25 protein-coding genes are annotated in these 24574 nt (G+C 31.7%); 6 read left to right on the top strand and 19 right to left on the bottom strand.

Annotated elements, in window-relative coordinates; translation table 11 throughout:
• The gene (locus AC1EUV_RS08230; RefSeq protein WP_480198205.1) at positions 1 to 1455 is read left to right on the top strand and encodes a lipopolysaccharide biosynthesis protein; all 1455 of its coding nucleotides are present in this window, start codon (positions 1 to 3) and stop codon (positions 1453 to 1455) included.
• 48 nt (positions 1456 to 1503) lie between these two features.
• Here the strand turns inward: AC1EUV_RS08230 and AC1EUV_RS08225 are convergent, their stop codons facing one another.
• Positions 1504 to 2241 (bottom strand): hypothetical protein, encoded by a 738-nt coding sequence (locus tag AC1EUV_RS08225; RefSeq protein ID WP_480198204.1) that lies wholly within the window; start codon positions 2239 to 2241, stop codon positions 1504 to 1506.
• A gap of 320 nt (positions 2242 to 2561) precedes the next feature.
• Here AC1EUV_RS08225 and AC1EUV_RS08220 point away from each other — a divergent pair, with 320 nt between their 5' ends.
• On the top strand, positions 2562 to 3062 hold the full coding sequence (locus AC1EUV_RS08220) for a DinB family protein (protein ID WP_480198203.1): 501 nt from the start codon (positions 2562 to 2564) through the stop codon (positions 3060 to 3062).
• Here the strand turns inward: AC1EUV_RS08220 and AC1EUV_RS08215 are convergent.
• From AC1EUV_RS08215 to AC1EUV_RS08150, 14 genes are all read right to left on the bottom strand, one after another.
• A complete protein-coding gene (locus AC1EUV_RS08215; RefSeq protein ID WP_480198202.1) occupies positions 3059 to 4117 on the bottom strand; it encodes a D-alanine--D-alanine ligase in 1059 nt (352 codons plus the stop codon). The two genes, AC1EUV_RS08220 and AC1EUV_RS08215, sit on opposite strands and share 4 nt — an antisense overlap.
• On the bottom strand, positions 4107 to 4337 hold the full coding sequence (locus AC1EUV_RS08210; protein WP_480198201.1) for a DUF6095 family protein: 231 nt from the start codon (positions 4335 to 4337) through the stop codon (positions 4107 to 4109). The genes AC1EUV_RS08215 and AC1EUV_RS08210 overlap by 11 nt, the downstream gene beginning before the upstream one ends.
• On the bottom strand, positions 4334 to 5146 hold the full coding sequence (murQ, locus tag AC1EUV_RS08205; protein WP_480198200.1) for an N-acetylmuramic acid 6-phosphate etherase: 813 nt from the start codon (positions 5144 to 5146) through the stop codon (positions 4334 to 4336). Before murQ ends, AC1EUV_RS08210 begins: the two co-directional genes overlap by 4 nt.
• Before the next feature lie 204 nt (positions 5147 to 5350).
• Entirely contained in the window at positions 5351 to 7576 is a 2226-nt protein-coding gene (locus tag AC1EUV_RS08200) for an NADP-dependent isocitrate dehydrogenase (protein ID WP_480198199.1), read from the bottom strand.
• Between the two features lie 979 nt (positions 7577 to 8555).
• Positions 8556 to 8906 carry a 50S ribosomal protein L19 gene (rplS, locus tag AC1EUV_RS08195; RefSeq protein WP_480198198.1) on the bottom strand — a complete coding sequence of 117 codons (351 nt, stop codon included), beginning with the start codon at positions 8904 to 8906 and terminating at the stop codon, positions 8556 to 8558.
• A gap of 111 nt (positions 8907 to 9017) precedes the next feature.
• Positions 9018 to 9704, bottom strand: a complete 687-nt coding sequence (gene trmD, locus AC1EUV_RS08190) for a tRNA (guanosine(37)-N1)-methyltransferase TrmD (RefSeq protein ID WP_480198197.1) — start codon at positions 9702 to 9704, stop codon at positions 9018 to 9020.
• 222 nt (positions 9705 to 9926) lie between these two features.
• Positions 9927 to 10379: a hypothetical protein gene (locus AC1EUV_RS08185; RefSeq protein WP_480198196.1), complete on the bottom strand. Its 453-nt coding sequence runs from the start codon at positions 10377 to 10379 to the stop codon at positions 9927 to 9929.
• Between the two features lie 308 nt (positions 10380 to 10687).
• Positions 10688 to 11182, bottom strand: coding sequence for a hypothetical protein (locus AC1EUV_RS08180; protein WP_480198195.1), 495 nt, complete (start codon positions 11180 to 11182; stop codon positions 10688 to 10690).
• Positions 11183 to 11316: 134 nt separating this feature from the next.
• A complete protein-coding gene (locus tag AC1EUV_RS08175; RefSeq protein ID WP_480198194.1) occupies positions 11317 to 13647 on the bottom strand; it encodes a TonB-dependent receptor in 2331 nt (776 codons plus the stop codon).
• 40 nt (positions 13648 to 13687) lie between these two features.
• Entirely contained in the window at positions 13688 to 14035 is a 348-nt protein-coding gene (locus AC1EUV_RS08170; RefSeq protein WP_480198193.1) for a hypothetical protein, read from the bottom strand.
• Between the two features lie 9 nt (positions 14036 to 14044).
• Positions 14045 to 14839 carry a TerC family protein gene (locus AC1EUV_RS08165; RefSeq protein ID WP_480198192.1) on the bottom strand — a complete coding sequence of 265 codons (795 nt, stop codon included), beginning with the start codon at positions 14837 to 14839 and terminating at the stop codon, positions 14045 to 14047.
• A 4-nt stretch (positions 14840 to 14843) separates the two neighbouring features.
• Positions 14844 to 15218, bottom strand: coding sequence for a DNA topoisomerase IV (locus tag AC1EUV_RS08160; RefSeq protein WP_480198191.1), 375 nt, complete (start codon positions 15216 to 15218; stop codon positions 14844 to 14846).
• On the bottom strand, positions 15218 to 16558 hold the full coding sequence (gene purB / locus AC1EUV_RS08155) for an adenylosuccinate lyase (protein WP_480198190.1): 1341 nt from the start codon (positions 16556 to 16558) through the stop codon (positions 15218 to 15220). The genes AC1EUV_RS08160 and purB overlap by 1 nt, the downstream gene beginning before the upstream one ends.
• Positions 16559 to 16625: 67 nt before the next feature.
• Positions 16626 to 17225, bottom strand: a complete 600-nt coding sequence (locus AC1EUV_RS08150; protein WP_480198189.1) for a hypothetical protein — start codon at positions 17223 to 17225, stop codon at positions 16626 to 16628.
• A 221-nt stretch (positions 17226 to 17446) separates the two neighbouring features.
• Here AC1EUV_RS08150 and AC1EUV_RS08145 point away from each other — a divergent pair, with 221 nt between their 5' ends.
• On the top strand, positions 17447 to 18169 hold the full coding sequence (locus AC1EUV_RS08145) for a toxin-antitoxin system YwqK family antitoxin (protein ID WP_480198188.1): 723 nt from the start codon (positions 17447 to 17449) through the stop codon (positions 18167 to 18169).
• Between the two features lie 151 nt (positions 18170 to 18320).
• Here AC1EUV_RS08145 and AC1EUV_RS08140 read toward each other — a convergent pair whose 3' ends face one another.
• A complete protein-coding gene (locus tag AC1EUV_RS08140) occupies positions 18321 to 19295 on the bottom strand; it encodes a fasciclin domain-containing protein (protein ID WP_480198187.1) in 975 nt (324 codons plus the stop codon).
• A gap of 150 nt (positions 19296 to 19445) precedes the next feature.
• Between AC1EUV_RS08140 and mnmA the strand changes: the two genes are divergently transcribed.
• The 3 genes from mnmA to AC1EUV_RS08125 are packed head-to-tail and all read left to right on the top strand — an operon-like array spanning position 19446 to position 22433.
• The gene (gene mnmA, locus AC1EUV_RS08135) at positions 19446 to 20633 is read left to right on the top strand and encodes a tRNA 2-thiouridine(34) synthase MnmA (RefSeq protein ID WP_480198186.1); all 1188 of its coding nucleotides are present in this window, start codon (positions 19446 to 19448) and stop codon (positions 20631 to 20633) included.
• Positions 20634 to 20643: 10 nt separating this feature from the next.
• Positions 20644 to 21585: an NAD(P)H-dependent flavin oxidoreductase gene (locus AC1EUV_RS08130; RefSeq protein ID WP_480198185.1), complete on the top strand. Its 942-nt coding sequence runs from the start codon at positions 20644 to 20646 to the stop codon at positions 21583 to 21585.
• Positions 21582 to 22433 carry a GIN domain-containing protein gene (locus AC1EUV_RS08125; protein ID WP_480198184.1) on the top strand — a complete coding sequence of 284 codons (852 nt, stop codon included), beginning with the start codon at positions 21582 to 21584 and terminating at the stop codon, positions 22431 to 22433. Before AC1EUV_RS08130 ends, AC1EUV_RS08125 begins: the two co-directional genes overlap by 4 nt.
• 1 nt (position 22434) lies before the next feature.
• On the opposite strand, the gene AC1EUV_RS08120 is transcribed toward AC1EUV_RS08125, so the two are convergent.
• The 3 genes from AC1EUV_RS08120 to AC1EUV_RS08110 are packed head-to-tail and all read right to left on the bottom strand — an operon-like array spanning position 22435 to position 24574.
• On the bottom strand, positions 22435 to 23358 hold the full coding sequence (locus AC1EUV_RS08120) for a lytic transglycosylase domain-containing protein (protein WP_480198183.1): 924 nt from the start codon (positions 23356 to 23358) through the stop codon (positions 22435 to 22437).
• Positions 23359 to 23368: 10 nt separating this feature from the next.
• Positions 23369 to 23908, bottom strand: a complete 540-nt coding sequence (gene rfbC, locus AC1EUV_RS08115; protein WP_480198182.1) for a dTDP-4-dehydrorhamnose 3,5-epimerase — start codon at positions 23906 to 23908, stop codon at positions 23369 to 23371.
• Positions 23909 to 23920: 12 nt separating this feature from the next.
• Entirely contained in the window at positions 23921 to 24574 is a 654-nt protein-coding gene (locus AC1EUV_RS08110; RefSeq protein WP_480198181.1) for an alpha/beta fold hydrolase, read from the bottom strand.

Below are 24574 nucleotides of genomic sequence, written 5' to 3'. Positions count from 1 at the left end.
ATGGGTATCGTTTTAAAACAATCTTTTAAAAACACCATCATTATTTTTTTAGGTTTCGCTATTGGCGGAATTAACACATTATTTCTTTACGTATGGTTTTTAAACGAAGATTATTATGGGTTAACAGTTTTTTTGCTTTCTGCTGCAAATATCATTTTGCCATTACTTGTTTTTGGTATGCAGCATACAATTATAAAATTCTTTAGTGCTTATAAAACAAAACGAGAGCAAGATCAATTCTTAACTATTTCTTTAATATTGCCATTATTGATTATTATTCCTTTAGGAGTAATTGGTGCATTGACCTATGAAACTATAGCATATTGGCTATCAAATAAAAATGCTATAATAAAGCCCTATACATATCTTATTTTTCTTGTGGCTATTTTTATGGGCTATTTTGAAGTCTTTTACTCTTGGACGAAAATCAAATTGCAATCAGTTTTTGGTAATTTTATAAAAGAGGTTTTTGCACGTATTTCGGCAACTATTTTATTGATTTTAGTTTTTCTAGATAAGATTACTGAAGTACAATTTATCTACGCTATTGTAATTGTCTATTTTATAAGAATGATCATTATGATGGTGTATGCTTTTTCTCTTTATAAACCAACATTTACACTTAAATTCCCTGATAATTTAAAAGAAATTATAAGTTATTCTTTTTATATAATTCTTGCAGGATCGGCTGCAGGTATTTTATTAGAGATTGATAAGTTTATGATTCCACAGCAAGAATTAATAGCCAAAGTAGCTTATTATTCTGTGGGTATATATATCGCTTCTGTTATATCTATTCCATCAAGAGCAATGAAACAAATAATAAACCCACTTACTGCACAAGAGTTGAACAATAATAACTTAGACGAGGTGAGTTCATTATATAAAAAGAGTTCGCTAAATCTTCTTATAGCTGGCGGATTACTTTTTTTACTGATCAATTTAAATGTAGAAGACCTCTATTTACTTATTAATAAACCAGAATTTTCAGTAGGTATTTATATTGTATTAATCATTTCAATATCAGAGATTATAAAGACAGCTATTGGTACCAACGGAGCTATAATGACCAATTCTAAATATTATAAAGTTTTCTTTTATTTTTCAGTTGCAATGGCTATAAGCGTTATACTTCTGAATAGATGGCTAATAGGCTTAATGGGTATTAATGGCGCTGCATTAGCTACATTATTGGTAGTATTTGTTTTTAGTAGTGTCAAGGTAGTTTATATTTTACTCAAATTAAAAATGCAGCCTTTTACCGTAGCTACTTTAAAAATTGGCGTAATAGTACTAATAATGTTTGTGACATTCTATTTTTGGAATTTTCCGTTTCATCCTATAGCGAATATCTTATTGAAGACGTTATTAATTTCAACTATCTATCTACTTTTAGTGGTTAGGTTAAAAATATCTGGTGATATTCAAGAGGTGTTTAAAAATTATATAAAATAAAAAATCCCGCACCAAAAGTATTGATACGGGATTTCAGCCATCGTCTAATTATCTTCTCCTTTTTCGTTCTTTATAGTCATCATCGAAATCATCTATCTTTTTCAATTTCTTACGCTTAATGATCTTTCCTTTTTTATGACCTTTCTTTAATCCTTTACTATATCCTTTTTTATCACTTTTTGATCTATAGTAGTAGTAATCATCATCTTCTCCGTAATCTTCATAGTCATTATAAAAATCATCATTGTAGAAGAAATTGTCATTATAGTCATAGATAAAGTCATCAAAATAATAATCGTCAAAGCGACTTCCGTAATCAAAACGTGGCTTTACTTGACCGAAGTAGCGTACTCTTCCAAAACGATCATATTTAAGGTGTAATCCACCAATACGCTTTAATCTTCTTCCTCTGTTGTAATCGATGAACACCGAACCAACTCTAGTTACATTACCATATCTATTGTAATTGATAAATACATTGCCAACTCTACGAACTCGACCAAAATAGTCTCTGTCTATTTTTATGCCTCTATGTAGAATTCGCTTAGAATAACGCCTACCATTTCTGTAGTAATACTGCGTTCTATAATTGCGAGAACGTGTATTAAAATCTACATCCCCATTCGGGAACACGAAAAACTTAATACCGCGTTCGGTAAACTTAATTGGGTTAGTACCATAGTAGCTAAAATAACCCTTAGTACTGTTTGTTTTAATGCCTTCGTTGGCTTCAGCAGTAGAAACCATCATGAGCATTCCTAAAATTAATAGTAGTCCTTTTTTCATAATATATGGTTTTAAGGATTATGCCTACTCTTTAGTTTTTCGGCTTCCACTTTCTTTAGGATTTTCAAAGAGCGTGCCAAAGAAAATTTGTTTACTATTAATGATCATAATTTTACTATTTAAATGCTAGATAATCAGCTCATTAAAAAAATGAATATTTTTTGATGTAACCAGAAGAAAGAATATAACACTAATTATAAATAATACTCTCTTAGATTACAGTTGTTAATAATAAGTTGATTAATGATATATCTAAAAAGAGTATGGCGTAAATTAATTATTATATTTGCGACTAACCGTCAAATTTTAACCCTAATAATATGATTAATGCTATTCAACACAATCTTAATAGAGGAGTAAGATTATTGAATAATATAACAGATATTCAATACAGTGATGAGTCTGTAAAACCTTATTACTCAAGTATCGGTAGGCATATGCGCCATATTTTAGATGTTTTTGATTGTATTTTTGATGGGTTAGAAACCAAACAAATAGATCTTACAGCAAGAAAGCGTAATGAATTAGCCGAAAATAAAATTGCTTTTGGATTGGCTTATTTTGATGAAATTTTAACAAAAGTTAAAACCATAAATAACATAAATCTAGATCAATTAGTAGAAGTAACAGATGATCTAGGTTTGGGTAAAGTTACCGCTAACTATACTCTGAATTCAATTTTAATTCAGGCACATAGCCATGCTATTCATCATTTTGCAAGTATAGGATATATTATTGCTGAATTAGGGATAGAATTACCTGATGCTGATTTCGGTTATAACCCAACTACTCCAAAGTTTGAAAGAAGAATAGGTTCTTAATTTACTCTGTTTAAGCTTATAATTTTCTTGGAGTATTTTCTAAGCCAAATAATATCCTTTAGATAAGGGATTAATTTTGGGTAAGAAACATTAAATATATCGTGATTTTTTCGAGCTATTTTATTAATGATCTTCCAATGATTTTTAATACTCTTTAAAGCATCTAAGTAAGTAGTTCCTTTTGGGTCATAAATATGAGTAGGTTCTGAAATGATACCATTGATTTCTAAAATTTTAAAATCCTTACCTTGTTTTAGTTTTTCAAAGGTGTCATATTTTATATCAAGTCTACCATAAAACCAACCATTTATTTGTTTATTTAAATTGTCGATTGTTTTCCTCAGTTCGTTGCAAATCAAATGATTTCCATTTATAAACTGAGTTCCTTTAGAATGATTTCCGATAACTGTTAATACTTTTTCTTCATCCTTCTTAAGAATACTATCCATAGTGTTTTTATGGATGTTTTTTAGTAAATCGAAATAAAGATATGCTCTCTGATCGTTTAAAATGAGTTGAGAAAGTGTAGAAGTACCATCGCCTATAATGGTTAAAAATTTCTTTAAGGTGATTGAAGATATGTCACCTTGCTTTTGATCTGGCATTCTAGAATAGAAAATTCCACATTCGTTTTTATAGTCTACAAACTCTTGGATAATAATAGCAACATCATTTCTTTTTAGATACTCTTTTAACTCATTTTCTGAGTCAATTTTTTTTACAAGATAGCCTCTAAAACCAACATCTGGTTTTGCAATTAATGGGTAGGTAATATTTGCTGCATTAAGTTGTTCTTTGGTTTTGTTAAATTCTTGATAGGTTTCTACTAAAACTGTTTTTGGGCGAAAACTTTCAGGAATCAACAGTATTGTTTTGTATTTAGACTCCGTACCATTTCCAGAATATTTTATCGCAGGATTGGTAGCCGAGAAAAAAATTAAGTTTCTGGCTTTTATTGCTTTGAAGATATAATATGGAATCAAAGGAACATAAAACATATATGTTGGCCAATGCTCCCATTGGGTGAGTTTGGTATAAAAAACCTTATTCTTCATCCTTTTCAAAAATCGACTTCATAATGCTTATTACAGCTTTGGCGGTAACAACTATTGCTAAAAGAGCTAATATAATGCCAATAACTAAAATTATATAAGAATTGTTTTTTGCTAATGCTTTAAAGCCCATAGTTATTATAATGGGAGCTCCAAAAAGTAATGGTAATGCCAAGGCAAAATATTTTAATCCTTTAGAGACAGGTGTTTTTTTTGCACTCATTTTTTATAGTTATTAATTGCATTTCGCACACTACCACATTTTAGTAGTAATTCATTAGCTAAACTTTCAGAAATGTTAAGGGCATTCATAACCATTTTAGTACCTCTATCTACTAATTTATTATTAGATAACTGCATGTCTACCATTTTGTTTCCTTTTACTTTACCGAGTTGTATCATAGTAGTAGTAGAAAGCATATTAAGTACTAACTTCTGAGCTGTGCCTGCTTTCATTCGAGAGCTTCCAGTGACAAATTCAGGGCCAACTACAACAACAATTGGAAATTGAGCAGTTAAGGCCAGTGGGCTATCAATATTGCAAGTAATACATCCTGTAACAATACCTTGTTTATTACAAGTTTCTAATGCGCCAATTACGTATGGAGTTGTGCCAGAAGCAGCTATACCAACTACTACATCTTTTTCTGAAACTTGGTGTTCTTGTAAATCTTTCCAACCTTGTTCAGTACTATCTTCGGCAAATTCTACCGCTTTTCTAATAGCAGCATCACCTCCAGCCATCAATCCAATAACTAAATCATGTGAAACACCAAAAGTAGGAGGGCATTCAGATGCGTCTACAATACCTAATCTACCACTTGTGCCAGCCCCAATATAAAATAAGCGACCACCTTCTTTTAACTTATTAATTATTTGCGCAGTTAATTTTTCTATTTGAGGGATTACTTTTTCAATAGCATGAGGTACAGTTTTATCTTCATTATTGATATTTGTCAATAATTCAGAAATAGACATCTTTTCAAGATGGTTATAGTGCGAATCTTGTTCAGTAGTTTTGGTAAAACTCATCCTCAAAAATACTCATAAAAGAAATATGTGACTATTTTTTGTAAGTAAATGTGACCTTTAGAAAAAAGATGTGTCTTAATTAATGAAAAGGAAAAAGTTAATTAAGTGTTTTAAGTTCTGACTACTTTGAATTAGAAAAGGAAAAGATGGTAATTTAAAAGGCAGGTGAAATTTCACCTGCCTTTTTTTATTAATTTAAGCACTTTAAATAGATGATAAAATATCGTTAAGGGTGGTATTAGGCCTCATAGCAGCATTTGCTAGATCATCATTTGGTTCATAATAACCGCCAATGTTTACGGTATTACCTTGAATATCGTTTAATTCATCAATAATTTTAGATTCATTGGTTTGCATTTTCGTTGCAATTCTAGAAAACTGATCTTTCAATTCAGCATCTTTATCTTGATTTCCTAGAGCCTGTGCCCAATACATAGCCAAGTAAAAATGACTACCTCTATTATCTAATTCACCAACTTTACGTGAAGGAGATTTTTTAGTATCTAAAAATTTATCTGTAGCATCATCTAAAGCCTGAGCAAGCACTAATGCTTTTTTGTTGTTATTGGTTTCGCCTAGATGTTCTAATGACACAGCTAAAGCTAAAAATTCACCTAAAGAATCCCAACGTAAGTGATTTTCTTCTACAAATTGCTGAACATGTTTTGGAGCAGAGCCACCGGCACCTGTTTCGAATAAACCACCACCATTCATTAAGGGAACAATAGATAACATTTTTGCTGAAGTTCCTAATTCTAGAATAGGGAAGAGGTCTGTTAAATAATCACGTAATACGTTTCCTGTTACAGAAATGGTATCTTTACCTGCTCTAACTCTTTCTAGCGTAAAAGTAGTTGCGTCTGCAACAGACATAATGTATATTTCTAACCCTGTTGTATCATGATTACCTAAATACTTTTCTACCTTTTTAATGATTTCTGCATCATGAGCTCTGTTTTTATCTAGCCAAAAAACAGCAGGAGTTTGTGTGGCTCTAGCTCTGGTCACAGCTAGTTTTACCCAATCTTCAACTGGAGCATCTTTAGTTTGACACATTCTCCAAATATCACCTTCTTCAACATTATGTTCCATTAAAATAGTTCCATTAGTATCAATTACCTGAACTTTTCCTGCTGAAGCAATTTCGAATGTTTTATCGTGAGAGCCATATTCTTCAGCTTTTTGAGCCATTAGACCTACATTTGGAACTGTTCCCATGGTAGTTGGATCAAAAGCCCCGTTCTTTTTACAGAAAGCTATTGTCGCTTCATATAAATTTGCATAAGAACTATCTGGAATTACAGCTTTAGTATCTTGTTGTTTTCCTTCTTTGTTCCACATTTGACCAGAAGTACGAATCATTGCAGGCATAGAAGCATCAATGATAACATCAGAAGGCACATGTAAATTGGTAATTCCTTTATCAGAATTTACCATAGCAACATCAGGGTTATTTGCAAAAGCAATATCAATATCTGCTAAAATTTCATTTCTCTTGCTTTCAGATAATTCATCAAGATTGCTTAGTAAATTTCCAAAACCATTATTCACATCAACCCCAATTTCTTCAAAAGTCTCAGCATGATTTTCAAAAACATCTTTAAAGAAAACTCTTACGGCATGACCAAAAATAATTGGGTCAGAAACCTTCATCATTGTTGCTTTCATATGTAAAGAGAACAAAATGCCTTTATCTTTTGCGTCTTTAACTTGCTTGTCTAAAAAGGCTAATAAAGCTTTTTTACTCATTACAGAAGAGTCAATAACTTCTCCAGCTAATAAGGATGTTTTTTCTTTTAAAACTGTTTTGTTGCCATTTGTATTTGTATGTATAATCTGTACATCTGTTGCATTAGAAACAGTTACCGATTTTTCATTATGGGCAAAATCACCATGAGACATAGTTGAAACATGAGATTTTGAACCTGAGCTCCAGGTACCCATAGAATGCGGATTCTTTCTGGCATAATTTTTAACCGCCTTTGGTGCACGTCTGTCTGAGTTACCTTCACGTAAAACAGGATTTACTGCTGAACCTTTTACTTTATTATATCTAGCTAAAACGGCTTTATCGTCTTCGGTTTCTACTTCTTCAGGATAATCTGGTAACGCATAACCTAAGCTTTGTAGTTCTTTTATTGCTGCTTTTAATTGTGGAACAGAAGCGCTAATGTTAGGTAGTTTTATAATGTTTGCTTCGGGCTTCTTTGCTAATTCTCCTAACCGCGCTAGTGCGTCTTCTACACGTTGGTCATTATTTAAATAGTCTGAAAAATTTGCTAATATTCTTCCTGCTAAAGAAATATCTTTGGTTTCTATTTCGATATTAGAAGTTTTGGTAAAAGCTTTAATAATAGGTAGAAATGAGCGTGTGGCTAGTGCAGGCGCCTCGTCGGTTATAGTATAAATTATCTTTGAAGTTTCAGACATGTTTAATGTTTTAATATTCTAGATCTGCTAAAAACGAGTAGAGTTTTTATCAGGCTAAAATTTTAGCGAAGCAAATATACTATTTATCGCGCTAATTTTTAATAAAATGAAGATCACTAAATGTAAAAAATGTGTATAAAATAAAAAGCACCTTAATTATGCGGTTAAGGTGCTTTGGGTTGTTGTTTTTATAATTTTTTATCAAAAATTGTGCGCTAAACACTGAATTAAGAAATGCTAAAAACAACATAAACGATTGCTCGTTTTAAATTGAATCTAAATAGCTCATAGTAATTCTTATTCATAGCTTAATTAAAAAAGGGGTAATTTAATTTTATTTAGATTCAAGGGTAAATTTAAATGAATATCAATCTATAATGCACTTATCAGTAAATCAACTTGTTAACTAGTTTCAAACAAGTGTTATTAACAATTGTTAATAAGCGTGATTATTACAAACTAAAGCCGAACATGAGAATCATATCCGGCTTTGAGCTGAAACATTTAACACGAGTTTGTAATTAATTGCTTAATTACTCTTTACTATTAATAAAAACAGTTCACTCTGTTAATATATTTCGGTTAACCCTTTTTTAATACTTTTTGTTTGTAAAAACAACCAAAGATTGTATTTAAAACGATTAACAAATTTTTAATCTCTTCAATATTTCCAATTATTCATGCTAAATACTTGGTTCTATTCTATAGAAATTAAAAACAAAAGAACGTTCTTTTTAGAATTTACGTTTTATTAGTTTCAAAATTATTTAATCCGAAGGCTAAATCATTTCTCTACTTCTAACCCTTTGTAAATTCTATTGCTAAAATAGTATGTTAATTTATTTTGTCAAGAAAATTAGGGTTAGACTTATTAATAAGTTTTCAATAAGATATGAGAAATATTTATTAACAATTGTTAATGTAAAAAGACCGTTTTGAATTTTCAAAACGGTCTTTACTATTTTTTCTAAAACTAGAATTAAGCGCGTTGCTCTTTAATTCTTGCTTTTTTACCCGTAAGGTTTCTAAAGTAATAGATTCTAGCTCTTCTAACTTTACCTTTTTTATTTACTTCTATCTTTTGAATAGCTGGTAAGTTAATTGGAAAGATACGCTCAACACCAACAGTACCAGACATTTTTCTGATGGTAAACGTCTCTGATGTACCAGTACCTCTTCTTTGAATTACAACACCTCTAAAGAACTGAGTTCTGGTTTTGTTACCTTCTTTAATTTCGTAATATACAGTAATTGTATCACCTGCAGAAAACTCAGGATTTTCTTTTTTTGTTACAAATTCGTCTTGTACAAATTTTACTAACGATTCCATTGTTTTTATTTTAATGGTTAACCAAAATCAACATTCACGATTTTCGTCAGAGGTTAATTTTGCGAGTGCAAAGATAATTAAAAGTTTTTATTTCAATAATTTAATTGAAGTTTATTTTTTTTCCTTTTTAAGGAGTTCTGGTCTAATCTGCTCGGTTCTTTCTACAGCTTTTTCGTGTCGCCAGGTATCTATTTTAGGAAAATTTCCAGATAGCAGAACATCTGGTACAGTATCTCCTTTATAATCAGATGGTCTTGTGTAAACTGGCGGAGCTAATAATCCGTCTTGAAAAGAATCAGAAAGGGCAGAGGTTTCATCGCCAATTACACCAGGGATTAAACGAATAATACTATCGCATAAAACTGCAGCACCTAATTCACCACCACTTAAGACATAATCTCCAATCGAGATTTCTTTAGTAATAAATTGATCACGCACACGCTGATCTACACCTTTATAATGACCGCAAAGAATGATAATATTTTCTTTTAAGGATAAGCTGTTAGCTATTTGCTGATCTAGAATTTCAGCATCTGGTGTCATATAGATAACCTCATCGTAGGCTCGTTCTGATTTTAATTGAGAAATACATTTATCTATAGGTTCTATCATTAAAACCATACCAGCGCCTCCACCAAATTGATAGTCGTCTATTTTGCCATATTTATTTACGGCATATTTACGTAGGTCATGAAAATGAACTTCTACAAAACCTTTGTCAATACCTCTTTTAATAATAGAATACTCAAAAGGGCTTTTAATCAATTCTGGCGAAACCGAAATTATATCTATACGCATGGTGCAAAAATACAGAATTGAATAAAGCTTTAATATTTATTAAAACAATTCTTTTTAGGTAGAGATTTTAAAGTTTCGCTTATCGGTTTGTGTATGATTAGTTGCGGGATGGTTCGCAAGAAACATTCCGCTGTGGGCTAAGATAATTAATGCGAGTGCTTTTCCGAAGTGAAAATCCGCAGCAATTAATTATACACGTTGTTGTATGCAGTACTTTTTCATTTAATTTCTTACTAAAATAGAATCAGGCATTATTTTAAAAGAATTTTTGTTTATTCGACTTTCTGTTCTATTAAGCATAAATAAATCTTTATTTGTCTTATTATTTCCATTTTTGATTAACTGATAATTATTATAATTATGCTTATAGAGTTTTTTTACATTTTCTCTGATGTCTCCAATTTCACCATCGAATAATTCACAACTATAAAAATTATTATAATCTCTAAAAGATTCTATACTGTTTATTGATAAATCTAAAAAACCTCTCTCGCAATTTCCATAGTCACAAAAATCCTTATCAAGCCTAATTAAAAAGTTGTCTGTAGAGGCGAAGTTATCTTTATTGAATAATATTTCAATATTAAACTGGACGAAATATGCTTTAGAATCATTTAATTCATAATTTAAATCCTCATTTTCATTAATAATTGGGAATCTGGGTATTCTTATCAAGAATCTATCAGGATTATCAATTTTAATAGTATGAGATATTCTTTTTGAATATTCTTTTTGCTTAGAAGTTGGGTCTATTCTTATGACATAATCTCCAGTTGGTTCAAATTTACTTTCATCAGCTATACAATTAATATCTCCGAAATATAGAGTCCAGATATTACGAATTTTTATCCTTACCTCTTTAATGAATATAAGATCATCACCTATGTTTCTAAATTTTAAGTCAATTGTATAGTTATTTAAATTTTTTTCATCATATTTTTCTGAATCATTTTGCCCATAATATAGAAATGAATCTACAATTTCTAATTCACTTTTTTTTTTATAATTGAATCTATAGGGTTTGAAATTTGCCCTTGAAGTAATTTATTAAATACTTCGATAGCCTTTAGGTTTTCATAAAACAAGCTGTCTGCCTTTTTTTGAGTAGGCAAGGGAAGATTTTTGTCTCTTCTATCTTTATCTAATTGTTTGTGTGTGAAACAAAAACTTTCAATTCTAAAATTTAGAGCATCTACAACTTCTCTTGGTGTATACTCAGCTGTTTCCCTAATAGTTTTCTTATAATAATCGTAAACAGCAGAGCTGTCCTTTGCATTACTTACATTTTTCAGCACATTTAAAAATCCAAGTCCAATTCTACCTCTTTTAACTATGGAGTCCGTTTGTTTATAATTCTTTTTAGGATTTATCAATGTCATCCCACATTTTGACTTCCCAAAATAATCTCCAGTGCTTCCACAACTAAATGTAATGGTAATAATTAATCCAATTAAAAAAAGTGTTTTCAAAAATTTCATATTGATCGGTTTTGTTAGTATTGCATACAACGTTTAGATATGGTTGCGTTTTAATGAACTATATCGGCTGATAAGCGAAGTTAGCCGAAAATAATTCAAGAATCAAACTAAATTACTTTCGGCTATTTTGAAGTTTAAATATTGAATTGTAAACCAACTACAATATTTCTACCCATGTTTTGTATACCGTCTGCCTTTAAGCGAGATAGATGGGCAACATATTCTTTATCTAATAAATTGTTCACATTCAAACTCGCATTAAATTTGGTTTTACCTAAAGAGAAGTTTCCACCAAAACCAAAATTTAACAAACTATACCCATCAGTTTCTGTTTCAAACTGGCTCACGTTGTTCTGCTTAAATGCAGTTTCTAAAGTCAGGGCAATAAAACTGTCTTTTAACCAATTAGTATCTTTAAATTCAGTACGTAAGGTATTATTCCATTGGTTGGCAGGTATTAATGGTAAATAATCGCCATTATCTTGTTTACCTACTACCATTTCAAAACTACTTTCAATATGTAACCAATCTAGTGGGTGCGGGTGAAAATGAAATCCTGCCTCGCCACCATACAATTTGGCATTATCTTGTACATATTCAAATACCTGATTACCTTCTTCTAACTCACCTGTTGGGCGTAAGAATATATAATCATTAATTTTATTGTAGAATCCATTAACGAAGAATTCTATATGTTCATTTTTATACTCTAGAGCTAAATCTAGTTGGTAGTTTTGTTCATTGTCAAGACTGGCGTTGCCAATTTCAAAACGGTTAGTACCGTGATGTACGCCATTTGAGGTTAATTCAGCTAAATTAGGTGCTCTAAAACCCGTAGCTAGATTTAGACGGGTTGTAATGACTTTAAACAATTCCGTTTTATAGCCCAACGAAGCTGTAAAGCTATTAAATGATCTATCAATTGCTTCAAACACACGCTCTTCTTCCTCGTGGTCTTCTTCTTCATCTTCATGTTCTTCTTCTTCGTGCCCATGTTCTTCAATTTCCATTCGTTCGGTAGTAATGTTTCTATTATCAAAACGAAGCCCGCCCTGTAGATAATTGTTATCCCAACTATATGCTATTGTTCCAAAAGCACCTAAGTCATTTACTTTAGCGTTCGGTATTAAGAGCTCTTCTCCAAAATTCTTATTTTCTTGATGTAGCCCTTGTATACCGACAATGGTTTCTAGATTGCCAAATTTAGGTAAGTGATATTTAGCATCGTAAGTAAGCGTTTTTAGCTTCATATGCAAAGCTAACTCTGGTTCTTCTTCGCCATGCTCTTCCTCATCTTCGTGTTCTTCTTCCTCATCTTCGTGTTCTTCTTCCTCTTCTTCATGGTGTTCTTCAAATTCTTTTCTATTGTTAGCTATATAACCCACATTTATATCTAAGTTAGAATTTTTAAAATAGATGTGATTATGCATACTTAAAATGTGATTATCTATACGCTGAAACGGAGCTTCTAAAGATATTTGAGTATTTTGTTCACCTATTTCTTCTGGTATGCCAATTTTTGATAGGTTATAATTATATCTAAGCTCAGAACGAAAATTTTGTAACTCTAAACCCATCGCAGTTTTAAAATCATACTCATCGAAACGCGAGTTGGTAACGCGCTCACCATTAGCTGTCTCATAGTCGATATGTCTATTATAAGTACCACGACCTAAAAATTGTAATTTTTCGCCAGATGCTTTAAAAACATACGTAGTATTTGTGCCTTCCGTATTCGAGAAATATTTAGAACCAATTGTTGAACTTACAGAATTTGCATTTGCAAATTTTTCAGGGTTTAGATATAGTACTCCGCCTAAAGCATCGGATCCATACAGTAGTGATGCTGGGCCTTTAATCACTTCGGCACTACCAATACCAGCTTCATTAATACCAAGACCATGTTCATCACCAAATTGTTGATTTTCTAAACGAATACCTTGTGTATAGACCAAAACCCGATTGCTACTTAATCCTCTAATAACCGGCTTACCTATATTTGTACCAGTAGAGATTTGTGAAACACCAGGAATTGTAGCCAAACCTTGAATTAAAGTTGGCGCTCCGGCTTTTTGAATTTGTGCTATAGTTTTATGTTCAACCTTCATCACATTTTCACTCTGTAATTTGTTAAAAGGAGTAGAAACTATTATTTCATCCATTTCAAAAACAGACTCTTCAAGAACAATATTTAATTCTTGTTCAGCATCATCAAATGACACTGATTTAAGTACTGATTGATAGCCGATATAAGCAAAGACAATATCTACATTGCCTTTAGGTAGGTTCTTAAATTCATAGGAACCATCTTCACTAGAGGTAACTCCCTTATGCAGTTTTGGAGCGTATATTTCTACACCGAATAATGGATTTTGATTGGCGTCAGTAATTTTTCCGCGCAAGCTATTTTGACTATATGTTATAAGTGATAATCCTAAAAATAGGATAGATAATTTTAATTTCATTTTAAAGTATTTTATTGTTTTCTTCCACGTAAGTAGAAGCCTAATTATTCACAGCTGAATTTTTAACAATAAAATAAGGTGGAGCACGAGAAGATTTTAATGATAAGTACCCGTATGAAGTAGCTTGAACTTTATTTTCAAAATAATGATCAAACTTCTTATTTAAAACAACTTTAAATGTAAAGTCAATACCATCTGAATGATTTTCAACAGGTGTATGATAAATACTACAATCTAGATTTTCACTATGAAAATGCTTTACATCTTTTGCATTACAAACTTTATGCTCATGATTCTCTAATGCATGAAATGCTTGTGCTGTATATGGAAATAGCACAATAGCAGCTAGAATAAAGCCTAAAATTCTATAACGCAAACTTTCTTTCATTAATAAATATTAAACACTAGTGCTTTTACGAAGCTTCATATTTAACGCTTCAACTCCTAGTGAAAATGCGATCGTAAAATACAAATATCCTTTAGGAATAACACCCACTTCGGTGTTAAATATTTGTAAATGTGCCATATGTGCACCTTCTGAGATTAAAATGAACCCTATCAATATTAAAAATGATAAACCTAACATTTGTACCGTTGGATGTTTACTAACAAATTTATTTACCGGGTTAGCAAATAACATCATAATTATCATAGAAAGCACCACGGCGATGATCATAACTATTAGCGCTTCATCAATAGTGGTACCTTTTTTATCAATTCCGGTAGTCATACCAACAGCAGTTAAAATAGAATCAAAAGAAAAGACAATATTGATCATTGTTATTTGAAAAATAACGCTATTTAAGGTTGCTTTACCTTTAGATGTTGAGCCATCCTCTTCATGACCTTCAACTTTATGATGAATTTCTTGAACACTTTTATAGAGTAGAAAAATACCACCGGCAAGCATAATTAAACTTTGTCCTGTCACTCCAACTTTTAACCAAGACCAATCTAAATGATAGATTATTTTGTCCATTGCAGTTAAGTATGAAATTCCGAAAAGCAGAATCACGCGTAAAAGCATGGCTAAGAAAAGCCCGATATTGGTGGCTTTTTTTTGATGTTCCTGTGGTAGTTTATTAGATGCAATCGATATAAATAAGATATTATCTATACCTAAAACAATTTCTAAAAACACAAGTGTTAATAAGGCCATCCAGATACCTGGATCGGTAAACATTTCTAACATAATCTTATTTTTTTAATTTTATTGCTTTTCCTTTTTGCTTAAAATTAGAACCTTTATAGTATGCTTTAAAGGTATAGGTGTTTCCTTTTATTCCAGTAATTTTTACATAAAATGGTAAACTGTCTAATCCTTTTTTAGGATTTACTTTTGTAAGAATATACTCAAAGTTCGATTTCCATTCTATATTAAAAGTGTCCTTTTTATTATTATAAGTTTCTATTTGTATGGAATCATTTCTTTCTGCCGTAGAAACTTCGTCAGATTCGTCTAAATGTGTTTCAAAAGTTCCGGTTCTAAGTTTAGAAGCATCTAAACCCTCACCGCTGCCACAGGATGAAAATATTAAAGAAAGTACTATGATTAAAAAAACATGCTTCATTAAATACCTGTATAATTACTTGGTGTAATAGCTTTTAATTCAACTTTAATTGTATCAGACACATCTAAATCATCAATAAAATTAGCAATAGAATTTTGATTGATTTTTTCATTCGTTCGTGTTAATCCTTTTAACGCTTCATACGGATTAGGGTAATTTTCTCTTCGTAAAATTGTTTGAACAGCCTCAGCTACAACTGCCCAGTTATTCTCTAGATCTTCCTCAAACTTTTCTTTATTCAGTAATAGTTTATTTAATCCTTTTAGGGTTGACTTAAACCCAATAATAGTATGTGCTAATGGCACACCAATGTTACGTAATACTGTAGAATCCGTTAAGTCTCGTTGTAATCTAGAGACGGGTAATTTGCTTGATAGATATTCAAAAATAGCATTTGCGATACCTAAATTTCCTTCAGAATTTTCAAAATCGATAGGATTTACTTTATGTGGCATTGCTGAAGAACCAACTTCACCTTTTTTGATCTTTTGTTTAAAATAATCCATTGAGACATAGGTCCATATATCTCTATCAAGATCAATCAGTATGGTATTTATTCTCTTTAAATTATCGAACAAAGCTGCCATATGATCGTAATGTTCAATCTGAGTAGTTGGAAACGAATGTTGTAATCCTAAACTTTGAACAAATTGACCACCAAACCCTTTCCAATCAATAGACGGATATGCAACTTTATGAGCATTAAAATTACCAGTAGCACCACCAAATTTTGCTGCACTTGGTATATCGTTCAATAAATTAAATTGTTCTTTTAAGCGAACTACAAAAACTTCTATTTCTTTACCTAATCGAGTAGGTGATGCGGGTTGGCCATGTGTACGTGCTAACATAGAGATAGCTGACCATTCTTGAACTAGTTCTTCTAATTTCTCTAGAACATTAAAATATTCTGGTACATATACATCCCCAATAGCATCTCTTAAAGATAAAGGAATAGCTGTGTTGTTAATGTCTTGAGATGTTAATCCAAAATGAATGAACTCCTTATATTCTTGAAGACTTAGGTCATCAAACTTTTCTTTTATAAAATATTCAACAGCCTTTACATCGTGATTTGTAACTTTTTCAATTTCTTTAATAGCCGAAGCATCTTCTGGAGAAAAATCTTGATAGATTTTTCTTAGACTTTCGAAAAAGGATTTGTCAAAGTTATCAAGTTGAGGTAGTGGAATTTCGCAAAGAGCGATAAAATACTCGATCTCTATTTTTACGCGATATTTTATAAGAGCTTCTTCAGAAAAAAAGTCGGCCAACTGTTCAACTTTACCTCTGTAGCGTCCATCAATTGGTGAAATAGCATTTAAGCTGGTCAAATTCATTCGTTGCGTTGTTAGAAACGCAAAAATAATGATTTAAAAGAAGTTGATAAATGAAAAATAGAAGATTTTAGGCAGCATTATTTTTACCTATTCTATCTAAGATTTTTAACCCTCGAGAAGAATATGCCGCGCTTTCAGCTTCAAGATCACGTTTTATGATCATTTCTAACTCATAATGTATCCAATGAAATTGTTTTCCTAAAAAATAGAGTGCCTCCATAGCATGAGCTTTGCTTGCCACTTTGGTGTCTTCTTTAACTAACCAATCAAAACAAGTCTCTATAATCTGCTCAATTTGTTCTTTGGTAACAATAACTTTAATAGGTGAGTCGAATTTAGAATTTACTTCTTGAGCTATCAAGCTACAGATTTTTGCTGCGGGTCTAATGGCACTTTCATTTTTAAGATATGCTATATTTTCTGTAAAGTGAGAAAGGTTATAAGCTATCCAATCTAATCGTTGCTCACAGGCATTTTCTAATATAAGAGCTGCTTTAACGGAAGTTTCGTCATTATAATCAAATGCTATTTCTATAAGAGATTTAAAAAGTGATTCGTCTTTTAGTACAGCACGACTTACCTTATCTCTATGAGATTTACTCATAGTTTTTATAGCATTTAATTCTTTAATTAAAGAATATTTTGTCATTTTAGTTATGGCTCCCATTTCTTTTTTTGGCAAATTGGGTTAGTAAATTTTAAAAAAGTACTGGATAAATAGAACTCATTTTCTGCTCATTTATTATATGCCCTATTATTTTTATCTGAAGTTAGTTTTTTTAGTATCTCAAAATAAAGTTTAGAAATATGCGTTATTGGTTTGCCGAAATGGCAAGAATATTGTTTACACAACAAAAAAGATTTTATCGAGTTATTAACAGTATGAAAATGCAAAGTAAAATAGTTATTTTCTTCTTTACCTTTATTTTAAGCATTAATTTTTCTAGTGCTCAAGAAACTTCAAATAAGTTTGATGAAAATGGTAAGCGTCATGGTATTTGGAAAAAATATTACAATAATGGTCGAGTGCGCTATGTTGGAAAATTTAATCATGGAAAAGAAGTAGGAACATTCAAATTTTATTCAGCTGCAAGTTCAGATTTTCCTGTTGTGATTAAAGAATACAATTCTGAAAACGATACTGCAAGTGTAAAATTCTTTACTAAAGAAGGTATTATTGAAAGTAAAGGATTGATGGTTGGTAAAAATAGGATTGGCAAATGGTTGTATTTTCATATCGATGGGAAAACTGTAATGTCTGAAGAAAATTATAATGATGGAAAATTACATGGTTCCTATAAAACCTTTTATAATACTGGTAAGCCTACAGAAGTTGCATATTATAACGATGGTAAATTAGATAGTACTTATAAAAAATATTCTATCAAAGGGCACTTATTTCAGCATTTTACTTATAAAGGAGGTAAATTGAATGGTAAAGCTGTTTATTATAATAGAAAAACTGGAGAAATCACAACCAAAGGACAATTTATAAATGATGTTCGCGTTGGTACTTGGGAGAATTATGTAGATGGTGAATTAGTGAGTACAGAACAACCTAACAAAAAGAAACCCCGTTTAAAAAAGAAAACTGAAACTAAAGAGAATTAAAATACCCTCAATACTAACTGAGTTAGCGCTAAACATTTAACTAACCCAACCATAGCCAAGGCTATGGTTTTTTTATGAGTAAAAGCTTCATAATATTTTATTATGAAGCTTTTACAATTAAACCAAACTAATTAAATATCCAACCAATGTTCTAAGAAGCCGGTAGTAATACAGTATCAATGGCATGTATTACACCGTTAGTGCCTTGTACGTCATTTGTTGATTCTCCAACTAATATATTTACTGATTGTCCACTTGAAGTTTCAATTTTTGCTCCACTAGATAAATCAATAGTAACCGAACCGCTTCCAAACATTTCTATTGATTGATCATCTGTAAGCTGATCTGCTTGCACATTAGCGCCATTTACTACATGATATTTTAAGACGGCATTTAATGTTTCTATAGGGATATCAGCTAAAGAATTCCAGTCATTGTTACTATCGAGTAGGGCTTGAAAAGCATCATTTGTAGGTGCGAATACAGTAAATGGGCCATCACCTTGCAATACAGAGATAAAGTCTGTGGTGTGCCTATTGTCAGTTAAGGCATCTACCAATATGCTAAAGTTACTGTTGCCAGATGCAATAGAGAGAATGTTGGGTATACCCATTACTTTATTAATTACATGTACTACTCCGTTTGTGGCTTCTACATCTGTTGCAACAGGAGTGGCTTCATCATTAAACTCTACACCTCCCGTAACTTTAATTAACAGGGATAAAGCCTCATTATTTGGACCTGTGGCCAGAGTTTTCACATAAGTATCTGTTAAGTCTGCGGCTTTAACTTCACCGGGAATTACATGAAAAAGTAAAGTCGATAACAGTAGATCATCAGGAATATCAGCTGCACTGCTCCAACCATTTTCATCTAGTACTGCCTGAAAGGCTTCATTAGTAGGTGCAAAAACGGTAAAAGGGCCGGTACCCGTTAGATCATCGGCTAAACCAGCTTCAATCACAGCATCTACTAAAATGCTAAGGTCAGGATTCGATTGGGCCAATCCTACAATATCGATTGGACCTTGAGACGCATTTCCGTCATCGTCATTACTACATGATATAGTAGATGTTAAGAGCAAGGTAATAATTACGAATTTTGAGATTTTTTTTAATTTCTTCATTTCAGTTATTTTTGTTTAACAAATATAATAAAAGACTAAACAATATAATTATGTTTAATGTTTTTTAATAAAAGTTTAACAAAATGGATTTTGAATATTTCTAAGGTTAAAACACTCAAACTGACTATCTTTGCAACCTCAATTTAAAAGATGAAAAGAGTAATTGTTGGACTTTCTGGAGGTGTTGATTCTAGCGTAACTGCTTATTTGTTAAAAAAGCAAGGCTATGAAGTGATTGGCTTATTTATGAAAAACTGGCATGATGAGTCTGTTACCATTTCTAATGAATGCCCATGGTTAGAAGATAGCAATGATGCTATGCTAGTTGCTGAAAAATTAGGAATTCCGTTTCAAGTAGTAGATTTAAGTGAACAATATAAAGAACGCATTGTGGATTATATGTTCAGAGAGTACGAAATGGGTAGAACTCCAAACCCTGATGTCTTATGTAATCGTGAGATAAAGTTTGATGTTTTTATGAAGATTGTACTCGATTTGGGTGCAGATTATGTGGCTACAGGACATTATTGTAGAAAAGATCAGCTTGAAATAAACGATAAAATTATTTATCAATTGAAAGCTGGTAAGGACGTTAATAAAGATCAATCTTATTTTCTATGCCAACTGTCGCAAGAACAATTGGCAAAATCATTATTTCCTATTGGTGAATTGACAAAACCGGAAGTTCGAGAAATTGCTGCTAAACAAGACTTAATAACAGCTGAGAAGAAAGATTCACAAGGATTATGTTTTATTGGTAAGGTACGTTTACCTGATTTTTTGCAACAGAAATTAGAACCTAAAGAAGGTAAAATTGTTCAAATTCCTGGAGACGCTTCGTTGTATAATATAAACACGAAAGAATTTATTACCAAAGAAGATGAATTAGCTTTTAAAGCTGAGAAATATCAATATTCTATTGCTGATGGAAAAGAGGTTGGCAAGCACCAAGGAGCGCATTATTTCACTAAAGGGCAACGCAAAGGTTTAGCCGTAGGTGGAACCAAAGAACCTTTATTTGTTATAGAAACAGATGTCGATGAGAATGTTATTTATGCTGGAGAAGGTAAAGATCATAGAGGACTATTTAGAAGTACATTATTTGTTAAAAGTGAAGAAGTTCATTGGGTGAGAGAAGATTTAGCACTTAAGAATGGCGAATCATTAAATGTATTGGCAAGAATAAGATATAGACAAGCTTTAGAAAAAGCTACATTATACAAAGTTGATGGAGGCTTGTATGTAGATTTTGAAAACGAGCAATCTGCCATTACAGAAGGACAGTTTGTAGCTTGGTACAGCAATGACGAATTATTAGGTTCTGGAGTTATTTCTTAAATTTAACTCCATGAATAATCGAATTACTCGACTTTTTAATATTCAATACCCTGTAATTCAAGCAGGAATGATTTGGGCTAGTGGCTGGAAATTGGCTTCAGCTGTAAGTAATTCGGGTGGATTAGGCCTTTTAGGTGCTGGTTCTATGTATCCTGAAGTATTATTAGAACACATTCAAAAATGTAAAAAAGCAACGGATAAACCTTTCGGAGTAAATGTTCCTATGTTATATCCTAACATAGAGGAAATTATAAAGATTATTGTTGACGAAGACGTCAAAATTGTATTTACTTCAGCTGGTAACCCAAAAACTTGGACATCTTTCTTAAAAGATAAAGGTATTACTGTGGTGCATGTAGTAAGTAGTGTAAAGTTTGCCTTAAAAGCACAGGCTGCTGGTGTAGATGCTATTGTAGCTGAAGGTTTTGAAGCGGGTGGGCACAACGGTAGAGATGAAACAACTACATTTACATTGATTCCAATGGTGAAAGAAGAAATAAATATTCCACTTATTGCGGCTGGGGGTATTGCTACAGGTAGAGGAATGTTAGCCGCAATGGTGTTGGGTGCTGATGGAGTTCAGGTAGGTAGTCGATTTGTAGCTAGTAACGAAGCTTCTTCTCATATTAATTTTAAAGAAGAGGTAGTTAAAGCAAAAGAAGGCGATACACAGTTGACCTTAAAACAATTGGCACCAGTAAGAATGATGAAAAATAAATTTTACAATGATGTCCAAGAACTATATCAAAAGTCACCCACTATAGATGAATTAAAAGAATTGCTAGGAAGAGCACGCGCAAAACGAGGTATGTTTGAAGGTGATTTGGTAGAAGGTGAGTTAGAAATTGGACAAATTGCAGGATTGATTCACGATATCAAACCTGCGGCACAGATTTTGAAAGATATAATTACAGAATATTCAGAAATCAAAAAACAAATAGCAAGCTTATGAAAAAAATAATACTATTAATTTGTTTATCATTTTTTTGTGTAACTATTTCGGCACAACGAAAAAGTAAGATTAAAGGAAATAAAAATGTAGTTAATAATGAACGTACATTTGGTTATTTCTCTAAATTAGAAGTCAATGATAAAGTAAAATTGTCCTTGAGGCAAGGAAATCAAACTAAACTCGAAATAGAAGCTGACGAAAACTTACATGATGTTGTTGAAACTGATATTGATGATAGTACTTTGTCAATTTCTTTAAATAAAAGAATTACAAATTCTAAACGATTTGAATTGATATTATATGTTGAAGATTTAGACTATATAGAATTAAATGATGATAGTGAAGTTACAGCTATTGATAAGTTAGAGTTTTTTAATGTTCAAGTTGTTTTAAATAATAAATCTGATTTAGAAGCTCATATAGAAACTCAGTTTTTAAGATTAGAATCAAATGAGCGCTCAAAAGCTGAGCTTACTATAAAGACCGATAGTATTGAGTTAAGTATGAAAGAATCCGCTAGGTTAAAGTCAAATCTTAATACTCAAAAAATAGTTATTGATCATTTTGGTAGCTCTAATAGTGAATTTACAGGTAAAACAGATTTATTGGTTATAAATACTAATGATAATGCAACTTTTAAAGGTGCTGAGTTTACCGCAGATGAAGTTTTAGTAAATGCTCTTAATAAATCTGATAGTTATCTTAATGCTAAAAGAATAATTGAGATAAGCGCTAAAAATAAGGCAAAGGTTTACATTTTTAACAAGCCAGAGATCACAATGAAATCTTTTGAAGATAGTGCTAGCATCTTTAAAAGAGAATCGATGACGTTATTAGAAAACCTTTAGATTACCTTTCAGGAATTCTAATATAATATGCTTTACGACTTTTATTGTTTAAATGATTTTCGCGTAACCAAGGATTATGGATTTTCAGTTCCTTATAGTGTGTGCTAAATTTCTTAGCAAAAGCTGCAATGTTAGTAATTGGGGTATCAACTTTTACTTGATAACTGTCAGGTAATACGTATAGATCTTCTTTATCAAATTGAAAACCATATTTTTTAGGATTCGATAGAATTTCTTTTGCTGCAACTATTCTAGGCACATAGCGTTCTGTGTTTTCACCAGCTAATACATCCCAATAATTGTCAACCATTTGTGTATTCATTCGCTTGTCAATACCATGATTTCCTGCATGATATGCTCCGGCGGCTAATGTCCAACTACCTAACCTTTTTTTAGCTTTTATTAAGTAATCACAAGCAGCTCTTGTTGCCTTTTCTAGGTGGTAACGTTCATCTACATTAGAATTTACTTCTAATCCATTTTCTCTAGCAGCACTTCTAAGCATTTGCCACATGCCTTTAGCGCCTGCAGGGGAAGTTACATTACGTAAATCACTTTCAATAACTGCTAAATATTTAAAATCTTCCGGTACACCTTTTTCTTTTAATATTGGTTCTATAGTTGGAAAATATTTGTGAATGCGTTTAAACCATAACAATGCATTAGATTGCCAATAAGTGTTGACTAATAGTTCTCTATCAATACGCTCTTTTACATCATGTCGTTCTAACGGAACACGCTCTCCTGCAAAAGATAAATTAGTAGGAATTTTCAATGCTTTAATGTTATAAGAATCACTTGTGTTTTTTATGGATACTTCTTTTTCTTTAGATTTATAATCAGGGTCTTGTTGTGTGGCATTTATTAAGATGCCGCTTATAATTACTAAAGCTAATAAGAGTAAAATTTTATGTGATTTTAACATTAGAGGAGATTTAAAATGGTGATAAAAAATCAGCAAATTTCATTCCAATCATATCTTTTTCTGAAATAATTGGGTTTTCAATTTGCCAGTTAATATTTAAAGTTTCATCACACCAAAGTATTGCTACTTCAGAGTCTTTATTGTAATAGTCTGTACATTTATAACTAAAAATTGTTTCATCTTCAAGAACCAGAAAACCATGGGCAAATCCTTCAGGAATGTACAACTGCTCTTTATGTTCACCGGATAGAACATGCTTATAATGTTTACCGTAAGTTTCTGAGTTTTTTCTTAGATCAACGACTACGTCTAAAACACTACCTTTAATAACGCGTACTAATTTGCCCTGAGCATAAGGTGGATTTTGAAAATGTAAGCCTCTTAAAACACCTTTTTGAGAAGCTGATTCATTATCCTGTACAAACTCTACATCTAAAATATCTTCGAGCTTTTTTTTATTATAACTTTCTAAAAAATACCCACGTTCATCAGCAAAAACTTGTGGAGTAATAACTAGCAACCCGTCAATAAAGGTTTTTTCAATATTCATGTTGCGAAGGTACTAAATATGTTCTATCAAAATCTGTGAAATTTTCTTCGCTTTGTTTAAGATCATCACATGAGTGCCTCCTTCAATCGTGATGCAATTTTTGATATGTTTAATTGGAAAGACACCGTCTGCACTTCCGTGAATGTGAATAGCATTTTCAATAGGACGTTCTTGCCTCCAATGTAATACATTGTGAATAGCCCATGGTAAATAGAGCTCATCATTCATAGACATGTATTTTTTATAGAGTTTAATACGTTTTTTTGTAAATCCGCTAAAAGCATACTTCTCATAAGTCTCAATATTACTTACAGTTTTTGTTGGAAATAGCTTATATGCTTTAGTTGCTCTTGCTAATCGTAATCGTTTAGGAAGTTCTTTTTTTGACTTTACACTAGAAATAATAATTGTTTTCTTTGAGTTAACAATTTTGCTCATTTCCTGTACCATGACACCGCCAAAGGAAACACCCGCTAAAACAGGATTTTCATGTTGAATTCTATCACACATGCGTTGAGCATAATGTTCAATGGTTTCGTTAAGTGATTCTGGAATGAGCCAATCTAAATAGTGAACTTCAAATTGATCTTGCGGAAATTCTAGATGCTCAAAAATCTGTGTATTGGCACCTAAACCTGGAACAAAATAAATAGGAGTCTTACTCAT

The sequence above is a fragment of the Maritimimonas sp. 2304DJ26-3 genome (assembly GCF_056591635.1).
Note: the sequence above shows the minus strand (reverse complement) of the source record. Positions and strands in the feature narration are given on the sequence as shown.